The following is a 16,841-nucleotide window of genomic DNA, read 5'->3' on the forward strand; positions in this document are numbered from 1 at the left end:
CCCGCACCCGCACATCGAGCGCACCCGTGTCCAGCTGGGGGCCCGGACGACCGTCCCCGTCCGGCCCCCCAGCGCTCCCGCTGAGGAGTCCTCCATGTCCACCATCGCACTGACCGGTCGTATCCAGGTCCTCGGTGCACCCGGCGACCGCTTCGACGAGATCCTCACACCCGAGGCCCTGGACTTCGTCGCCCGCCTCGACGCCGCCTTCGCCAACCGCCGGTTCGAGCTCTTCGCCGAACGGCGCCGCCTGGCAGGCCGGCTCGCCTCCGGCTTCCCCCTCGACTTCTCCAGCGCCACCGCGGGTGTCCGGAACGACCCCGACTGGCGTGTCGCCCCGCCCGCACCTGGGCTGACCGACCGCCGGGTGGAAATCACCGGGCCTCCGGACCGTCGGACCGCCGCGGCCGCGCTCACCTCGGGGGCCCAGGTGTGGATGGCGGACTTCGAGGACGGCACGTCGCCCACCTGGGACAACATCATCGGCGGCCAGCTCACCCTGCTCGACGCGGTCGAACGGCGGCTCGACCTCGCCCCGGCGGCAGGAACGGAGTACCCGTCCGGCACTGAGCTCGCCACCATCATGGTCCGTCCACGCGGCTGGCACCTCACCGAGAAGCACCTGGTGATCGGCGACCGCCCGCTGTCCGCATCCCTGGTCGACTTCGGCCTGTACTTCTTCCATTGCGCACAGCGGCAGATCGACGCGGGCAGCGGCCCGTACTTCTATCTCCCGAAACTGGAACACCGCGACGAGGCGCGCCTGTGGAACGACGTGTTCGTCCTCGCCCAGGAGCTGCTCGGCATCCCGCGCGGCACCATCCGGGCGACCGTGCACATCGAGACGGTCACCGCTGCTCTGGAGATGGAGGAGATCCTCTACAAGCTGCGCGAGCACAGCGCCGGCCTCAACGCGGGGCGCTGGGACTACCTCTTCAGCCTGATCAAGAACTTCGCCCACCGCCCGGACTTCACACTCCCCGACCGCGACAGGGTCACGATGACGGCGCCCTTCCTCCGGGCGTACACCGAACTGCTCGTACGCACCTGTCACAAACGCGGAGCCCACGCCGTCGGCGGCATGGCCGCACATGTCCCCCTCCAGGACGCCGCGGCGAACGAAGCCGCACGCGCCAGGGTCCGGCTCGACAAGGAACGCGAGGCCGAGGACGGCTTCGACGGAACCTGGGTCGCCCATCCGGCACTCGTCCCGCTGTGCCGAGACGTCTTGACCGGCGTCCTCGGCGACCGCCCTCACCAACTGGACCGCATGCGCGAAGACGTCCATGTCACCGCCGACGACCTGCTTGCGGTCCGACGCACGGCGGGCCCGCCGACCACCGACGGCGTCCGTTCCAGCATCGCCCTCGCCCTGCGCTACTTCGACGCCTGGCTGCGCGGCGAGGGCGCCGTCCACAAGGACGGCCACGTGGAGGACGCCGCGGCCGCGGAGATCGCCCGCAGCCAGGTCTGGCAGTGGATACGCCACGGGGCCGTCAGCCGGGAGACCGTACTCACCGTCCTCGACGAGGAACTGGCCGCCCTGGGCGCGCAGTACCCGTGGGCCCGGATCGAGGACGTCCGGGAGATCTTCGAGCGCACCGCACTCGCCAGGACACTGCCCCCGTTCTTCACCGCCGACGCCTACGCCCGTCACCTCGTCGACCGCCAGGAGGCACAGTCATGAGCGCACTGGTCCCCAGGGTCGGCGTGGTCGGCGGCGGACAGATGGGCGCCGGGATCGCGGAGGTCTGCGCACGCGCCGGCCTGGACACCGTGGTCTGCGAGGCAGACGCCACAGCCGCCCGGCGGGCCCGGGAAAGAGTCGCCATGTCGCTCGAACGCGCCGTCCAGCGGGGCAAGCTGGACCGGCTGACCGCCGAGGACGCTCTGGCCCGCCTGGTCTTCACCGGCAGCCTGGACGATCTGGCCGACCGGCAGCTGGTCGTCGAAGCGGTCATCGAGAACACCGACGCCAAGACCGACATCTTCACGGCCCTGGACAAGATCGTCGAGGATCCCGAGGCGGTTCTCGCGACCAACACCTCGTCCATTCCGGTCATGCGTCTGGGCATGGCCACCCGCCGCGCCGACCGCGTCCTCGGCCTGCACTTCTTCAACCCTGTGCCGGTGCTGCCCCTCGTCGAGGTCGTCGCGTCCCTGCACACGGCACCCGCGGCGATCGCCACCGTGGAGGAGTTCGCCCGCACGACCCTGGGCAAGACGGTGGTCCGCTCCCAGGACCGGGCAGGATTCGTCGTCAACGCCCTGCTCGTGCCCTATCTGCTGTCGGCGGTCCGGATGGCCGAATCGGGATTCGCCACGGCCGCCGACATCGACGCGGGCATGGAGCTGGGCTGCGCGCATCCCATGGGACCGCTGAGGCTGGCGGACCTGATCGGACTCGACACCGTGGCCGCCATCTCGGAGTCGCTGTACGAAGAGTTCAAGGAACCCCTCTACGCCCCGCCGCCACTGCTGCAACGCATGGTGGAGGCGGGACTGCTGGGCCGCAAGAGCGGCCGCGGGTTCCATACCTACGACCAGGGCTGAGGGGCCTGGGTCGGCGGTCGTGGGCGTGGTACCCACGGCTGCTGTGGAAGCGGGGCGCGGGACGGTAGGAGTGAGCCGTCCCGCGCCCTGCTCGCGAGCGTGAACACCGGTCGCGCCAAGCTCACCGCGCGGTGCCGTACCCGCCGGCGCCGTGCGCGCCCTGCCCGTGCCGGACCGGACACGGCCCTGGCACCGGGCGGCAGGCTCCCGCCGGGCGAGCAGGACCCGCTCATGTACAAGCCCGGCGCGTCAGCTGCTGATTCTCGCGGTCGGGTCTGAACTCGAGGATCAGGCAGGGGTGATGTTCTCCGCCTGCGGGCCCTTCTGCCCCTGGACGATGTCGAACGTCACGGCCTGGCCCTCCTGGAGCTCGCGGTAGCCCGAGGCGTTGATCGCTGAGTAGTGGGCGAAGACGTCGGGGCCTCCGCCGTCCTGGGCGATGAAGCCGAAGCCCTTCTCGGCGTTGAACCACTTCACAGTTCCGGTAGCCATGGTCATGCCTTCCAGTCGATGGTCGCTTCCCGCGCCACGCGGGAGCGGAGGTGATCGCCCTGGTCCTTCGGCACGGCACAGCAAACCGCCCGCACCACGGGTGCGGGCAGGGGCACTTCGAACCACGACAGCTACCGCAGACGCTACACGGCGCCACCCTCCGTGACCATAAGAAACGATCACACAGCACGGAGGAAAACAGGCGGCGGGGGCGGCATGCCGTACTGCGGTACGGGGCGACAGCCCGTGGACCCAGGTCTCCGGCCGGCCCCGACGACCACCACACTCACTGGATCAGGCGTCGGTCTCGGTGCGCGGTTCGGCTGCGGCCCGGCGGTACTCGGCGTTGATGCGCTGCGCTTCCTCGAGCTGGTCCTCGAGGATGATGATGCGGCAGGCGGCCTCGACAGGAGTGCCCTGGTCGACGAGTTCGCGGGCTCGGGCGGCGAGGCGCAGCTGGTAGCGGGAGTAGCGGCGGTGTCCGCCCTCCGAACGCAGCGGGGTGATCAGGCGGGCTTCGCCCAGGGAGCGAAGGAAGCCGGGTGTGGTGCCGAGCATTTCGGCGGCCCGCCCCATGGTGTAGGCGGGGTAGTCATCGTCGTCGAGACGACCGAGCGGGTTCTCTGCTGTCATTTCACCTCTTCAGGAACGCATGGAGAGGCCCTGGTGCCGTACGGCACCAGGGCCCCGAAGGAGATTCAACACCATCTGCCGGGGCTTGCTGCTGCACCGGCCTTCTGTTCCGCACGCCCGCCCGGGAGAGGACGGGGAATGCGGGGATCGCGGATGCGTGACCGTGGACCACCTGCCGTTCCGGGGTCGTGCGGTACCCGGGGCCGTGTCCTTCTCGCCCGGGCGATCCTGATGGCGGTTGCCTCCTCCGTTCTTCCTCCGAACGAACTACTTGCCCAACCTCTTGTACTGCAACCCGCCAGTTCGTGTCTGCCGGGTACGGTTCGACCTTGCCGACAGGAGAAACCTTAACCACGAAGCAGGGCAAAGTCTACTCTGGCGAACGCAGGTTTCATGATGTCGAGGCGGAGGATCTGTGTCCGCAACAGCAGGTGATCCTCCCTGGCAGCACCGCCGCGGTGAGGGAGAGTGTGCCGCCCCGTCCGCCGGCTGCACGCGGCCACAAGGTGCGTATCCTCCGCCCCGCCACAGGTCGGGCACGACCGCTTGGGTAGAATGCGTATTCATGTCGAACCCTGATGCACTGCTCGTTGCCGTTGCCACCAAAGTGGAGTCCGAGCAGTCAAATCAGATGTCCCTGACCGTGGTTGCCGGTGGCGCTGTCATCACTGGGCGGCTGGCCCCTGAGGCGGTGTGGAGGCAGCGCGTGGCCGAGGTCCTGACGGACTCGGCCCGTCTCGGCCCCTTCTCCGGCATCTTCAGGGCCACCGAGCCCGGACGCCGGCCCGATGAGCACGAGCCTCCCACGCATCTGCACTTCCACGTCGCCAGGATTCTTCAGGGCAGCACCGGGATTCCCGAAACCGGCGGCATGTATCGCGTCGCGATCAAGGACGTGAGCGCCTGGACCGTAGGGGACTTCAGCTACTCCGATCACTGAGCAGCTCATCCGCACCGGTTGTCCTGCTCCGGCCGACCGTACGGCTCTCGTATCGCCGGCCGGACGTGAAAAGCGTTGAGGGCCCGCCGACTCGTGTCGGCGGGCCCTCAACGCTGTCTGCTCCCGGCTTCCCGATGCGCCGCCCGGTTACGCGGCTGCCAGGTGCCGGACCGTGTTCATGCGATCTCGAACGGAGCGAGGGCCCAGGCGGCCGGCTCGGCCTTGGGGGCCGCACGACAGGTGAAGCCCAGCGCGCTCAGCGCCCTGGTCACCTCGCCGGCGGAGAAGTCACGCCGGTCCTGACGGGTGATGACGGCGCCTACTTGTTTGACGGGGTAGTGGCGACGGCCGATGATCACGGAGTCGCCCGTGACGGGTTCGGGCGTGATGCCCTTCATCGAGGCCATCACCCCGCTCTTGGTCAGCTCGAACGGGAAGCGGGCGATGATGCAGCGCATAGAGCCTCACAGGCAGAAGGGAACGATTCCGCGGTCCTGACGGGGCGGGATCAAGGCAAGAGGGCGAGGACGCCCAGGGCGTAGCCGTCGGTGTCCACGACCGGGGAAGCTCCGAGCTGCCGGTCCCGCATCGCACGCTCGGCAACACGCACGGGCGTCACGGACGAGGTGAACGGTCCGTGGTCGTAGGCGATCGCCCGCAGGCGGGTGCGATCGGTGTACGAGGAGCGGCTCCGCGCAGCCATGAGCTGGTCCTTGGTCACCATTCCGGCGCACCGGCCGTCCTCGTCGCACAGGAGCAGGTGCCCGGCGCGGGAACTGACAAGGACGGACAGGGCGACCTCGACCGTCATGTCGTCGTGGACCTGCGGTCCGAACGGCCTCATGGCATCGGCCGCCGTGACAAGGACTTCCGCCTCGCGGGGGTGCGTCCGAACCAGCGTCACAGGTACCTCCTGGATGGGTGGGCTGCCGGGTCGAGCCAGAGCCGTGCCACGGTGGACTAGGCAGCCCCGGCACGGGCGGACTGCCGCCGGGACCCGCCCGGTACCGTGCCCGTCCTGCTGGTCGTGCGTCGCCCCTGGGCGGGGCGGCTGCGCCGGCCGCGCGGGCCGGAGTCGCTGCGCCTGGGGCGCTCGGCCACCGGCGCAGTGATGACGACGGGTACTCCGGAGGGGGCCTGGGCGCCGGTGATCCGGCTCAACTCGGCCTCCCCCGAGCGGACCTGGGCGATCTGCGGCGTGATGCCGGCATCTCTCATCAGGCGGCTCATCCCCCGGCGCTGGTTGGGCGTGACCAGGGTGACGACGCTGCCGGATTCACCGGCGCGGGCGGTACGTCCACCTCGGTGCAGGTAGTCCTTGTGGTCAGTCGGCGGATCCACGTTGACGACCAGGTCGAGGTTGTCGACGTGGATGCCGCGCGCCGCGACGTTGGTGGCGACCAGCACGGTGACATGGCCGGTCTTGAAATGCGCCAGCGTACGGGTGCGCTGCGGCTGGGACTTGCCGCCGTGCAGCGCCGCTGCCCGTACACCGCTGTTCAGCAGGTGCTTGGTGAGCTGATCGACGGCGTGCTTGGTGTCCAGGAACATGATCACGCGGCCGTCGCGGGCCGCGATCTCCGTCGTGGTCGCGTGCTTGTCGGTGCCGTGGACGTGGAGGACGTGGTGCTCCATCGTGGTGACCGCACCGGCGGAGGGATCGACCGAGTGGACCACCGGATCGTGCAGGTAGCGACGCACCAGCAGATCGACGTTGCGGTCCAGGGTGGCGGAGAACAGCATCCGCTGGCCGCCGGGGCGTACCTGGTCGAGGAGCTGGGTGACCTGGGGCATGAAGCCCATGTCGGCCATCTGGTCGGCCTCGTCCAGGACCGTGACGCTCACCCGGTCCAGGTGGCAGTCGCCGCGCTCGATGAGGTCCTGCAGACGCCCCGGGGTCGCGACGACGACCTCGGCGCCGGCGCGCAGGGCGCCGGCCTGGCGGCCGATCGACATGCCGCCGACCACAGTCGTCAGCCGCAGTCCGAGCGACTGGGCGTAGGGGGTGAGGGCGTCGGTGACCTGCTGGGCCAGCTCACGCGTGGGAACGAGGACCAGAGCCAGCGGCCGACGGGGCTCGGCGCGCTGTCCGGCGGTCCGGGCCAGGAGCGCCAGCCCGAATGCGAGGGTCTTGCCCGATCCGGTACGGCCTCGGCCCAGGACGTCCCTTCCGGCCAGGGTGTTCGGCAGCGTGGCTCCCTGAATCGGGAACGGCTCCTTCACACCGAGACGGGTGAGCACCCTCAGGACCTCGACCGGCAGGTTCAGCTCCTCGAAGGTCGCGGCCGCGGGAAGAGCGGGGGTCATGGTCACCGGCAGGGCGAACTCACCTTGAGGCGCGGCCGGACGGCGGCCGTAGCCTGCGGACCGGGCCGGCGCGCCTGAGCGGCGGCCCCCACCGGAGCCGGAGCCGCCGGTGCGGGAGTAGCGGTTATTTGTGCGTGTCGTTCGGTTCATACAAACCTTCCTCGATACGGCACGCATCAAGGAATTCTCGCAGCATTGAGCAGCGTGCGGAATTGCAAGAACGAGCCGAGTACATACGAATGCGAAGCCGGCCGGCGGGAAGCACCGTGGCCGAGCAGAAGAAATGGGTGGCCCGGACCGGGCAGAAATCCGGCGCGCCGAGCGGGAGAGCTCCGACGGACTTGGACACGGAGCCCTGGGCAGCGCAGCCGGCCGTACGGTGAAACGAGGCCCACGGATCGCCCCACCGGCGAAAGGGTCACGGCAGGATGCGGGCGAGGGCTGCGCCCTGAGAAAGCACGTAGCCGGGGCCCGCACCCCAAGGTGCGGGCCCCGGCTACGACATACGCGTCAGCTTCAGGCCGGAACGATGTTCTCGGCGGTCGGGCCCTTCTGGCCCTGCGCGATGTCGAAGCTCACCTTCTGGCCTTCCTGCAGCTCACGGAAGCCCTGGGCGGCGATGTTCGAGTAGTGGGCGAACACGTCAGCGCCGCCACCGTCCTGCTCGATGAAGCCGAATCCCTTTTCGGCGTTGAACCACTTCACGGTGCCAGTAGCCATGTCATATCTCCTTCGGGGCAGTGCCCAGAGGTCCGCACTGTGCGAACCTCGAGTCGCCGCGATGATTGCCCCGCCCGGAAAACACCGGAAGTACAAAAGCACTCTCACACGGGGAGAACCCGGTGAGGGCGCTTGAAGTTTTGGGAACCACAACTGCAACTGAAATCAACAGTAGCACGGCACGACCGGCCGGACACGGGAAGTAATTTCGCTCCACCTGTCGGGCGAGAAACTCTTACCGCGCGGTGCGCCCATTTCTCTATTGGCGAGCACAGGTATTGATGTGCACCGGGACGGGCGTTTCTCCGGGCGCGGCCCCGTCCTGAACCGTGCGAACCGGCTGTCGGCGACGGTCGGCGGGGGCGGTGGAAGAGCAACCGGATGCCGAATCGGGATCGGTTGCCGCCCCACCGCCGCCCCGCATGCCGCGACACCGGACGGGACAGTCCGCCGAGATCAGACCACCGGGGCCGGGAAGGTCGGGTACTCCACCCCGGAGACGTGCTGGACGACGCGGATGACCTGGCAGGAGTAGCCGAACTCGTTGTCGTACCAGAGGTAGAGGATCGCGTTGTCGCCGTCGACCTTGGTGGCACCCGCGTCGACGATCGAGGCGTGGCGCGAGCCGATGAAGTCGCTGGAGACCGCATCGGGGGCACTGATGAAGTCGATCTGGCGCTTCAGCGGGGAGGTCAGTGAGACGTTGCGGAGGTAGTCGAGGACTTCCTCGCGGTTGGTCTCGCGGCCGAGACGCAGGCTGAGGATCGCGATCGAGACGTCCGGCACCGGGACGCGGATCGAGCTGCCGGTGATCGGGGCCTTGAGATCGGGCAGCGCCTTGGCGACGGCGGAGGCGGCACCGGTCTCGGTGATGACCATGTTGAGCGGCGCCGAGCGGCCGCGGCGGTCGGAGCTGTGGTAGTTGTCCAGCAGGTTCTGGTCGTTGGTGAACGAGTGGACGGTCTCCACGTGGCCGCGAAGGACGCCGTACTCGTCCGCCATCGCCTTCAGCGGCGGGACGATCGCATTGGTGGTGCAGGACGCGCAGGACAGGATCTGCTCGTCCGGCTTGATCATGTCGTGGTTGACACCGTGCACGATGTTGGGGACGTCACCCTTGCCCGGCGCGGTCAGGACGACCTTGTCGATGCCGGGGCGCAGGTGCTTCGACAGTCCCTCGCGGTCGCGCCACTTGCCGGTGTTGTCGATGAGGATGGCGTCCTTGATGCCGTACGCCGTGTAGTCGACCTCCGACGGGTCGCCGGCGTAGATCACCTTGATCTCGTTGCCGTTGGCGATGATCGTGCTGTTCGCCTCGTCCACGGTGATCGTGCCCTGGAACTGACCGTGGATGGAGTCGCGGCGCAGCAGCGAGGCACGCTTGACGATGTCCTGGTCACCACCCTGGCGGACGACGATGGCACGCAGCCGCAGTCCGTTGCCGGAGCCGGCCTTCTCGATGAGCAGGCGGGCGACGAGGCGGCCGATGCGGCCGAACCCGTAGAGGACGACGTCGCGCGGCTCGCGGCGCTCGATCTTGTTCGGACCCGCGGCGCCGGCAACGGCCCCGGCGGTGAACTCCTCCACCGAGAGACCGCGGTCGTCGCTCCTGTACGTCGCGGCGAGCATGCCGATGTCGATCTGGGAAGGGCCGAGATCAAGCGTGGTGAGAGCCTGCAGGAACGGCAGCGTCTCGGTGACCGTGAGTTCCTCACCGGCGATCTGCCGGGCGAACCGGTGGGTCTTCAGGATGCTGACCACCGACTTGTTCACCAAGGAGCGGCTGTGGAGAAGGACTGTGACGTCCCGCTCCCGGTGCAGCTTCCCGATGATGGGGATCATCGACTCCGCGATCTCCTCGCGGTTCTTCCAGTTGGTGAACGAGTCGTCATTGACAGTCACAGGCTTATCTTTCGAGCTAGGCGGTGCTCATATGCTAACCCGCCCCCACTTCGATCATTCAAGCGGTGCCACCTGAGCGGGATGCCCGGCGTCGACGAGGGCCGCCGACCGGCTCGGCAGACCTCCTCGACGGCCCTCAACGGCCCTCAACGGGACCGTCGGGCGACCAGCCTGTCGCTGAAGGCGGTCACCACCTGGATGCCCTCGGCTCAGAGCTCGGCGGACGACGGCTTCGGCGCGACAAGAGCCAGCACTGTTCGGTCCGCGTGCAGTACGATCATCGCGCCCTGTCCGTCGTTGACAGGCCGCTCAGGCAGCGCAGGGGGTGCGCGCCGGGCGATGAACCAGGGGCAATGGTGGGGGACGACCAGCAGGGATACACCGGCGCGCCGGCACGGGCGGTCGGGGGCGGCCGGTATGTGCTGGAGGCGCCGCTGGGCGAGGGCGGCATGGCCTCCGTCCATCGGGCGCGGGATTCAGTACTGGGCCGCACGGTCGCGGTCAAGACCCTGCATGCCGATCTGGCCCGTGACCCGTCGTTCCGTGAGCGGTTCCGCCGTGAGGCCCGGGCAGTCGCCGCGCTCAGTCACACCAACATCGTGGCGGTCCACGACAGCGGTGAGGACAGCGATGACGCCGGGGTCGTGCAGTACATCGTCATGGAGTACGTGCGGGGCCGCCCGCTGAGCCGGCTGATCCAGGAGGCCGCCCAGGCGGGCGAAACGATTCCGCTGGACCGGACGCTGGCCCTGACCGCGGCCGTGCTGGACGCGCTCGAGTGCAGCCATCGACAGGGCCTCGTCCACCGGGACATCAAGCCTGCGAACGTGATGGTCACGGACGACGGCACGGTCAAGGTGATGGACTTCGGCATCGCGCGGGCCCTGGAGTCGGACGCCACGGCGATGACGCGGACGGGCGCGGTGATCGGGACGCCGCAGTACCTCTCGCCGGAACAGGTGCTGGGCAGCAGCGCCGATGTGCGGTCCGACCTGTACGCGGTCGGCTGCATGCTCTTCCAGATGCTGACGGGCACCCTGCCGTTCGACGGCGGGTCCGTGATGAGCGTGCTCTACCAGCATGTCCAGGAGCCCGCGCCCGCGCCGTCCACCGTCAACCCTGCGGTGTCCGCGGCGGTGGACGCGGTGGTCGCGCGGGCGCTGAGCAAGGACCCGGAGCAGCGGCATCCGAGTGCGCGGGACATGGCGGACGACATACGCCGGATCGCCCAAGGCGGCGCACCGTCACGGCAGTTGCCGCCGCAGGACCCGCAGGCTCCGCCGACCTGGCAGGTGCCGCCGCAGGACCCGCGCACCGTCACGGCCGGCACGGCGGCGGGAGGCTCCACCGCGCCAGGTCCAGGCATGGCAGGTACCGGAACGACGCGTCCCGCCAGGGCCCGTGCCGGAACGACGGTCCCCGGCACACCTGGACCCGGCACGGCGGGTCCCGCCGGGGCCAACCCGTTCCCCGCCGGAACCTTCCCCTTCGGTACGGCGAACCAGCACAACCAGGCATTCCGAGTCGACATCCGCGGAAACAGCGCCTCCATCACTCAGCGCCGCGTGAAAACCGCCACCTCGGTCGCGGCTGTTGTCGTCGCGGTCATCGTGTTCACCGTCATCTTCTTCGGACAGATGCTGATCTCGGGCCTGTCAGGCCTCTCGGACGCCTCGGACGACTCCTACACCCCGGACCCCCGCGCCACCGGCGTACTGGTCCTGTGCGACTACACGTCCGGCCTGGGGAGCGAAAGCGAGCCACCCGACCTCACGGGGATGTCCCCCGAGGAGGCGAAGACCTGTGCCGACATCGCCGGGCTGAAGCTGGTGCAGAAGTCGGAGCGTGGGACGTCGTCCGACGTGCACACGGTGATCCGGCAGTCGCCGACCGACTCCCAGAAGGTCACGTCGGGCAGCACGGTCACCATCTGGGTGTCGACCGGTGGTGACCCCCGGGCCACGGGCAATCTGGCCTCCTGCGACATCGAGGAGAGCCATGGCAGGCTCTCCAACCCCTGGCTCACAGGCATGAGCGAGGCCGACGCCCGCGTGTGCGCGGACATCGCCGGTCTGAAGGTGGTGAAGGCCGGCACCGTACCGGACCCCCTCACGCCCGCCGGAGAGGTGGCGAAACAGGAGCCGGGGTCGTCGGAGTACGTGCTCCCGGGCAGCACGGTCAAGGTCTGGATCTCGTCGGGGGAATCCAGTCCGAGCCCTTGACGAGCATCCCGTTCACCCTGACGACGTGGGTGGGGCAGCCGCCTTGGTGTCGGACGCGCCGTCGCCCTTGACCTCGTCGCAGCCCGGCGTGAGTCGGCCGGGCCACTGTCCTCATGACGGGCCCCGTGATCATGATCCGGGCTCCTGAAAAAGGCCGCAGTCGTCCATGCGAAAGGCGCCTGCCCTGGGCCGAAGCCCGGCAGGCGCCGTTCGGTGCGCTCACCCACGCGGTGGGGAGACGCACGCGCTCACTCTCCCCCGTATCCGCTCGGGTTCACGTCAAAGGGCGTGCCCGGAACCGCCGTTGACCATTGCGGCCAGGACCGGGCGACGGTCCTCTCCCGGCCGGGGACGCAGCGGCGCGGCCAGGCGGGCGCAGTCGTAGTGCCAGCGGTGGTCGAGGTCCTGGTGGACCTGGTCCGTCTCGTGGATCGGACTGGTGCTGCCGAGCAGTTCGGTCAGGTCGGTGGCGAGATCCCGCCACGAGACATGACCGCTGAGTGCGTTGGCGACTCCGTGCACCGGCGTGTCCAGACAGGCGGTCACGGACCGGGCCAAGGCGGCCGCGTGCACCCAGGCCGCGCCGTACCAGGCGTGTCCGCCGGTGCCCGGCCGTGGCAGGGCGATGGGCCGGCCCTCCTGAGCGGCCTGGTAGAGCAGGCCCGTCGCTCCCCAGCGCAGCTGGTCGCGCAGCCGGTCGTGCGGGCCCCACACGATCGGTGAGCGCACGGCGCTGGCTCCGCCCCGGCCTTCGGTTCCGGCCGCGCGCAGCAGCAGGGCCTCACAGTCGAGCTTGGCCCGTCCATAGGGACTGAGCGGATCCCGGGAGGCCGACTCCTCGGCGACCCGGTCCTCGGCGGGGTGCCCGTAGGCGTCGACGCTGCTGACGAAGACGAACGGGCCGCGCCGCCAAGCAGCGGTCATGGCCTCCATGGCCGCCACGTCGACCTCGGGCCGGGTGAAGGTACAGGCGGCGTGGACGACCGCGTCCGCGCCGTCGACGGCCTGGCGCAGTCCGGCGAGGTCGGCGAGGTCGCCCTCGACGACATCGACGCCTTCCGCGACGACCAGGTGAGCGGACTCGGGGCGGGCCAGGGCCAGCACCGGGCGTCCCTGGGCGGCCAGTTCACGCACGATGAACGCGCCGACCCCTCCGGTTGCCCCGGTGACCAGGACCGTGCCCGGGCGGGTGCGCCGCGGACGGACGGACACCGGGGCGGCCTTGGCGGCGGCCCGTTCGATCTCGCGGGCGTCCAGCAGGGCGGTGACCGCCCGGGGGGTACGCGCCTGGAGGATGTCGAGCCCGGTCAGCGGCAGTTTCAGCGCCTCCCGCAACCGCTCGGCGAGCCGGACGGCGACCAGAGAGTGCCCGCCGAGGGCGAAGAAGTCGTCGTCCGGCCCCGGCACTCGTCCCAGCAGCGCGGTGAAGCCCTCGGTGACGGCGTCGGCACGAGGGCCCGTCGGCACGGCGGGTGCGGGCATCCCGGGCAGGCGCGCCTGGTCGACCCCGCCGTCGGCGGTACGCGGCAGGGAGTCCAGCAGGGTGACAGCCGCCGGTACCGACTCCGGTGCCAGAGCCGCCCGCAGGTGGGAGCGCAGCTCATGGGGTGTCGGGCCGACACTCTCGCGCAGAACGGCGTACGCCAGCAGCGGCCCGCCGTCCGGCCGGGCCACGGTGGCCTCGGCGATCCGGGGGTGGGCCCGCAGCGCCGCCTCGGCCGGATGCCCGCCCGGGGTGTCCCCTGTGCCCTGCGGGTCGCGGCTGCCCTCGCTCTCCTGGTGCGCGGGCGCCGTTCCCCCGAGCTGGGACAGCCGCAGGTGCGGATCGGCCGCCACCGCTTCGAGCAGGGCCGCGTAGTGCGTGCCGAGGCCGGTCGCCTCGTCGCCGTCCAGCGCGGTCCTGCGGTACTGCACCAGAGCCGCGGGCGCCTCGGTGTCGACCAGGCCGAAGGAGAGGTCGAACTTGGCCTCGTCGACGCCCACTTCCACGTACTCCCCTGCCGTGCCCGGCAGATGGAGCGCCGTCGGCTCGCCGAGGACATCGGCGGTCACCCGGACCAGTGCCGTGCCGTCCGTGTCGCGCGCGGCGGCGCCGAGCCGCTCCAGGACGAGGTCGAACGGAACATGCCGGTACTGCTGGGCTTCCAGCAGCGCGTCCCGTACCCGCTCGACGAGCGCCGTGAAGGCCGGGTCGCCGGAGGTGTCCACGCGTACCGGAAGGGTGTTGACGCACAGACCGACGAGCTCGCGCAGGGCAGCGCCCTGGCGGTGGGTGCTCGCGACCCCGATGACCAGGTCGTCCTTGCCGGTGAGGCGCTGCAGGGCGGCGAACGCCGCTGCGAGGGCCACCGTGAACAGGGTGGCGCGGTGTTCGCTGCCCAGGGCGCGCAGCGCCTGCGGCACCTGTTCTGCGAGCGGGACGGTACTGGTGGCGGCCGGCCGGGTGACGGCGTCGGACGGCGCCTGCGCGGGGCGCGGCAGGCGAGGGGGCGTGGCATCCGCGAGACGGCCGGTCCAGTGGCGCAGCCCCTCGTCGAGACGGCCGGCCGCAACGAGTTCGTTCCGTGCGAAGTCGGCGTACTGCGGTGGCGCTGCCTGCGGCCGCGGCCCGGTTCCGTCAACGGCGGACCCGTACAGCTCCGCCAGTTCCCGGGCGACCGTCTCCAGGGATCCGCCGTCGATGGCGATGTGATGGAAGGTCAGCAGCACCGTGTGGTCCTGCTCCCCGTGACGCAGCACCAGGGCGCGCATCACGGGGCCGGTGGACAGGTCGAAGGGGCGGCGCGCCTCCTCGGCCAGCACGGCGTGGGCGCCGTCCTCGTCCGTGTCCACGACGGGCACGGGCACGGCTTCGGGTGCCGACAGCGTCTCCTGGTACGGCTCGCCGTCCCGCTGTCCGTACCGGGTGCGCAGGATCTCGTGACGCTGCACGAGCGAGGTCACCGCGGTGGTGAGCGCGGCCAAGTCGAGCGGGCCGCGCAGCCGGGTGGCGAAGGGCACGCTGTAGGAGGCGCTGCCGTGGCCGAGCCGGTCCATCAGCCACATGCGGCGCTGGGCGTGCGAGAGCGGGGCGGGTCCCCGGCGGGCCGATTCGGAGGCGGCCTGAGGCGCGCCAGAAGCGGACGCGCCGCGTCCGGATGCGCGGGCACGTGCCCGGCGCAGCAGTTCCTCCTGGCGGGCGACAGCCGCGGGTACGTCAGTGGGCATCGGCGTACTCCAGGGCTTCGGGGTGCAGGTCGCTGTGCGCGGCGAGCAGTTCGCGTTCGACGAGGGCGGCCTGTCCGGCCACCGTGGGGGCGCCGAAGAAGTCGGCGAGTGCCAGTTCCACGCCCAGTTCCTCGCGGAGGTCGTCGGTGACGACGAGGGCGAGCAGGGAGTGTCCGCCGAGGGCGATGAAGTCGGCGTCCGGCCGGGTGACGTCGGTGCCCAGCGCCCGGCTCCAGATGTCGGCCACGGCCTGCTCCAGCGGTGTCATCGGCTCGGCGGGCGCGCCGGTTCCAGCCGAGCCGGCGAGACTCGCGAGCGCGCGGCGGTCGACCTTGCCGGTGGCGGTGAGCGGCAGCCGCTCGACGGCGGTGATGCTGTCCGGGACCAGGTGGGCGGGCAGTACGGCGGTGAGCCGGTCGCGCAGGGCCTCCCCACGGGGCACGGGCCCGGGTGCGGCCACCACGAAGGCGACCAGCCGGGCGTCGTCCTCGGTGGGCCGGTGGACGGTGACGGCCGCGTCGTCGACGTCGGGCTGGTCCCGCAGGGCGTGCTCGACCTCGCCCGGTTCGATGCGGAAGCCGCGGACCTTCACCTGGTCGTCGGTGCGGCCGTGGAAGTCCAGTACCCCGTCCGGCCGGCGGGAGACCACGTCGCCGGTGCGGTAGAGGCGGCCCAGTCCGGGGTGGTGGGTGAAGCGTTCGGCGGTGAGCTCCGGCTGTCCCGCGTAGCCGTGGGCCAGCCGGCTGCCGCCGATCCACAGCTCGCCGCGCTGCCCCTCTCCCGCCGGGCGGCCGTGGTCGTCCAGGATGTGTGCGCTCGCGCCGGCGATCGGCCGGCCGATCGGGATCTGTCCGTCGCAGTCGGCGTCGGTGACGCGGTGGGCCGTGGCGAACGTGGTCGTCTCGGTCGGGCCGTAGCCGTTGACGAGTTCCAGCCAGGGGAAGGCGCGCAGGACCTGGCGGGCATGGGTGGCGGCAAGGGCTTCGCCGCCCACGACGACGGTGCGCAGGAGGGAGAACACGCGGGAGCGGCGGGCGGCCAGCTGATGGAAGAGCGCGGTGGTGAAGAAGGCGACGGTGGCACCGTGGCGTTCCACGTGCCGGGCCAGGTCCTCGAACGAAGGCCGTTCCACGGTGCACACGACCACGGCGGCGCCGGCGGCGAGCGCTCCCCACACTTCGAACGTCGACGCGTCGAACGTCATCGGTGAGTGGAAGAGGACGCGGTCCCGGGGCGTGATGGTCACATAGGACGGGTCACGGACCAGTTCGGCGATGGCGTCGTGCGGGACGGCGACGCCCTTGGGGCGGCCGGTGGATCCCGAGGTGAACATGATGAACGCCGTGGCGTCCGGGTCCGGTTCCGCCACGGTGGCACCGGTGAGCAGCGCCTCGCCGGGCAGCGGCAGCGTGGGGCCGGTGAGCGCAGCCGATTCGAGCAGCTTGCGCTCGCCGACGGTCAGGGTGACGCCCGCGTCGGCGGTCATGGCCTCGGTGCGCGGGCGCGGGTGTGCCGGGTCGAGGGGCACACATACGGCGCCCGCCGACCACAGTGCGAGCTGGGCGACGACCGTGCCGGCCGAGCGGGGCATCAGCAGCGCCACCCGGTCGCCGCGACGCACCCCGTTGTCGCGCAGATGGGCGGCGAGCGCGCGGGCACGGGCGACGAGCTGTGCGTAGGTGAGCGTGGTGTCGCCGTCGGCGACGGCGAGCGCGTCCGGGGTGCGTTCGGCATGCCGGGCCACGAGGGCGGGCAGCGCTGCACGGGGCGCGGGCGGCGCCCCCGCCGGGGCGCTCTGGATGCGGCCGGCAGGCATGGAGCCGTCCTTCCGGATGTCGTGGGTGGGCAGGTCGAGGAGGGTCATG

At 70.7% G+C, this 16,841-nt stretch carries 13 protein-coding genes; 4 read left to right on the forward strand and 9 right to left on the reverse strand.

All coding sequences use genetic code 11. From position 1 onward, the window contains the following. Positions 1-94: 94 nt before the first annotated feature. Both aceB and OHS70_RS01850 read left to right on the forward strand, forming a co-directional pair. Positions 95-1,687, forward strand: coding sequence for a malate synthase A (aceB, locus tag OHS70_RS01845; RefSeq protein ID WP_328392903.1), 1,593 nt, complete (start codon positions 95-97; stop codon positions 1,685-1,687). Beyond that, entirely contained in the window at positions 1,684-2,553 is an 870-nt protein-coding gene (locus OHS70_RS01850) for a 3-hydroxybutyryl-CoA dehydrogenase (protein WP_328392905.1), read from the forward strand. Before aceB ends, OHS70_RS01850 begins: the two co-directional genes overlap by 4 nt. 288 nt (positions 2,554-2,841) lie before the next feature. Here OHS70_RS01850 and OHS70_RS01855 read toward each other — a convergent pair whose 3' ends face one another. Together OHS70_RS01855 and OHS70_RS01860 are read right to left on the reverse strand one after the other, a co-directional pair. Continuing rightward, on the reverse strand, positions 2,842-3,045 hold the full coding sequence (locus tag OHS70_RS01855) for a cold-shock protein (protein WP_328392907.1): 204 nt from the start codon (positions 3,043-3,045) through the stop codon (positions 2,842-2,844). A 294-nt stretch (positions 3,046-3,339) separates the two neighbouring features. Continuing rightward, complete coding sequence (locus OHS70_RS01860; RefSeq protein ID WP_328392909.1) at positions 3,340-3,678, reverse strand: MerR family transcriptional regulator; 339 nt, start codon at positions 3,676-3,678, stop codon at positions 3,340-3,342. A gap of 565 nt (positions 3,679-4,243) precedes the next feature. On the opposite strand from OHS70_RS01860, the gene OHS70_RS01865 reads away from it, so the two are divergent. Then, entirely contained in the window at positions 4,244-4,618 is a 375-nt protein-coding gene (locus OHS70_RS01865; protein ID WP_328392911.1) for a hypothetical protein, read from the forward strand. Positions 4,619-4,794: 176 nt separating this feature from the next. On the opposite strand, the gene OHS70_RS01870 is transcribed toward OHS70_RS01865, so the two are convergent. The 5 genes from OHS70_RS01870 to OHS70_RS01890 form a co-directional block, all read right to left on the reverse strand. Then, positions 4,795-5,076, reverse strand: a complete 282-nt coding sequence (locus OHS70_RS01870; RefSeq protein WP_328392913.1) for an SCO5918 family protein — start codon at positions 5,074-5,076, stop codon at positions 4,795-4,797. Between the two features lie 50 nt (positions 5,077-5,126). Further along, entirely contained in the window at positions 5,127-5,522 is a 396-nt protein-coding gene (locus tag OHS70_RS01875; RefSeq protein ID WP_328392915.1) for a CBS domain-containing protein, read from the reverse strand. Positions 5,523-5,578: 56 nt separating this feature from the next. Next, entirely contained in the window at positions 5,579-7,075 is a 1,497-nt protein-coding gene (locus OHS70_RS01880; protein WP_328392917.1) for a DEAD/DEAH box helicase, read from the reverse strand. Positions 7,076-7,441: 366 nt separating this feature from the next. Continuing rightward, the gene (locus tag OHS70_RS01885; protein ID WP_030224351.1) at positions 7,442-7,645 is read right to left on the reverse strand and encodes a cold-shock protein; all 204 of its coding nucleotides are present in this window, start codon (positions 7,643-7,645) and stop codon (positions 7,442-7,444) included. Positions 7,646-8,101: 456 nt separating this feature from the next. Continuing rightward, positions 8,102-9,547, reverse strand: coding sequence for a glyceraldehyde-3-phosphate dehydrogenase (locus OHS70_RS01890; RefSeq protein ID WP_328392919.1), 1,446 nt, complete (start codon positions 9,545-9,547; stop codon positions 8,102-8,104). A gap of 353 nt (positions 9,548-9,900) precedes the next feature. Here OHS70_RS01890 and OHS70_RS01895 point away from each other — a divergent pair, with 353 nt between their 5' ends. Next, positions 9,901-11,769 carry a protein kinase domain-containing protein gene (locus OHS70_RS01895; protein ID WP_328392921.1) on the forward strand — a complete coding sequence of 623 codons (1,869 nt, stop codon included), beginning with the start codon at positions 9,901-9,903 and terminating at the stop codon, positions 11,767-11,769. A 279-nt stretch (positions 11,770-12,048) separates the two neighbouring features. Here the strand turns inward: OHS70_RS01895 and OHS70_RS01900 are convergent, their stop codons facing one another. After that, positions 12,049-14,976, reverse strand: a complete 2,928-nt coding sequence (locus OHS70_RS01900) for a condensation domain-containing protein (RefSeq protein ID WP_328392923.1) — start codon at positions 14,974-14,976, stop codon at positions 12,049-12,051. Beyond that, entirely contained in the window at positions 14,966-16,840 is a 1,875-nt protein-coding gene (locus OHS70_RS01905; RefSeq protein ID WP_328392925.1) for a non-ribosomal peptide synthetase, read from the reverse strand. Before OHS70_RS01905 ends, OHS70_RS01900 begins: the two co-directional genes overlap by 11 nt. Between the last annotated feature and the right edge of the window lies 1 nt (position 16,841).

Source organism: Streptomyces sp. NBC_00390, from assembly GCF_036057275.1.
Taxonomy (GTDB): domain Bacteria; phylum Actinomycetota; class Actinomycetes; order Streptomycetales; family Streptomycetaceae; genus Streptomyces.

Coding starts and splice junctions, on each gene's coding strand:
- OHS70_RS01855 (WP_328392907.1), bottom strand. CDS start 3,045: ATGGCTACCGGAACTGTGAAGTGGTTCAACGCCGAGAAGGGCTTCGGC.
- aceB (WP_328392903.1), top strand. CDS start 95: ATGTCCACCATCGCACTGACCGGTCGTATCCAGGTCCTCGGTGCACCC.
- OHS70_RS01865 (WP_328392911.1), top strand. CDS start 4,244: ATGTCGAACCCTGATGCACTGCTCGTTGCCGTTGCCACCAAAGTGGAG.
- OHS70_RS01900 (WP_328392923.1), bottom strand. CDS start 14,976: ATGCCCACTGACGTACCCGCGGCTGTCGCCCGCCAGGAGGAACTGCTG.
- OHS70_RS01860 (WP_328392909.1), bottom strand. CDS start 3,678: ATGACAGCAGAGAACCCGCTCGGTCGTCTCGACGACGATGACTACCCC.
- OHS70_RS01905 (WP_328392925.1), bottom strand. CDS start 16,840: ATGACCCTCCTCGACCTGCCCACCCACGACATCCGGAAGGACGGCTCC.
- OHS70_RS01885 (WP_030224351.1), bottom strand. CDS start 7,645: ATGGCTACTGGCACCGTGAAGTGGTTCAACGCCGAAAAGGGATTCGGC.
- OHS70_RS01870 (WP_328392913.1), bottom strand. CDS start 5,076: ATGCGCTGCATCATCGCCCGCTTCCCGTTCGAGCTGACCAAGAGCGGG.
- OHS70_RS01850 (WP_328392905.1), top strand. CDS start 1,684: ATGAGCGCACTGGTCCCCAGGGTCGGCGTGGTCGGCGGCGGACAGATG.
- OHS70_RS01895 (WP_328392921.1), top strand. CDS start 9,901: ATGGTGGGGGACGACCAGCAGGGATACACCGGCGCGCCGGCACGGGCG.
- OHS70_RS01880 (WP_328392917.1), bottom strand. CDS start 7,075: ATGAACCGAACGACACGCACAAATAACCGCTACTCCCGCACCGGCGGC.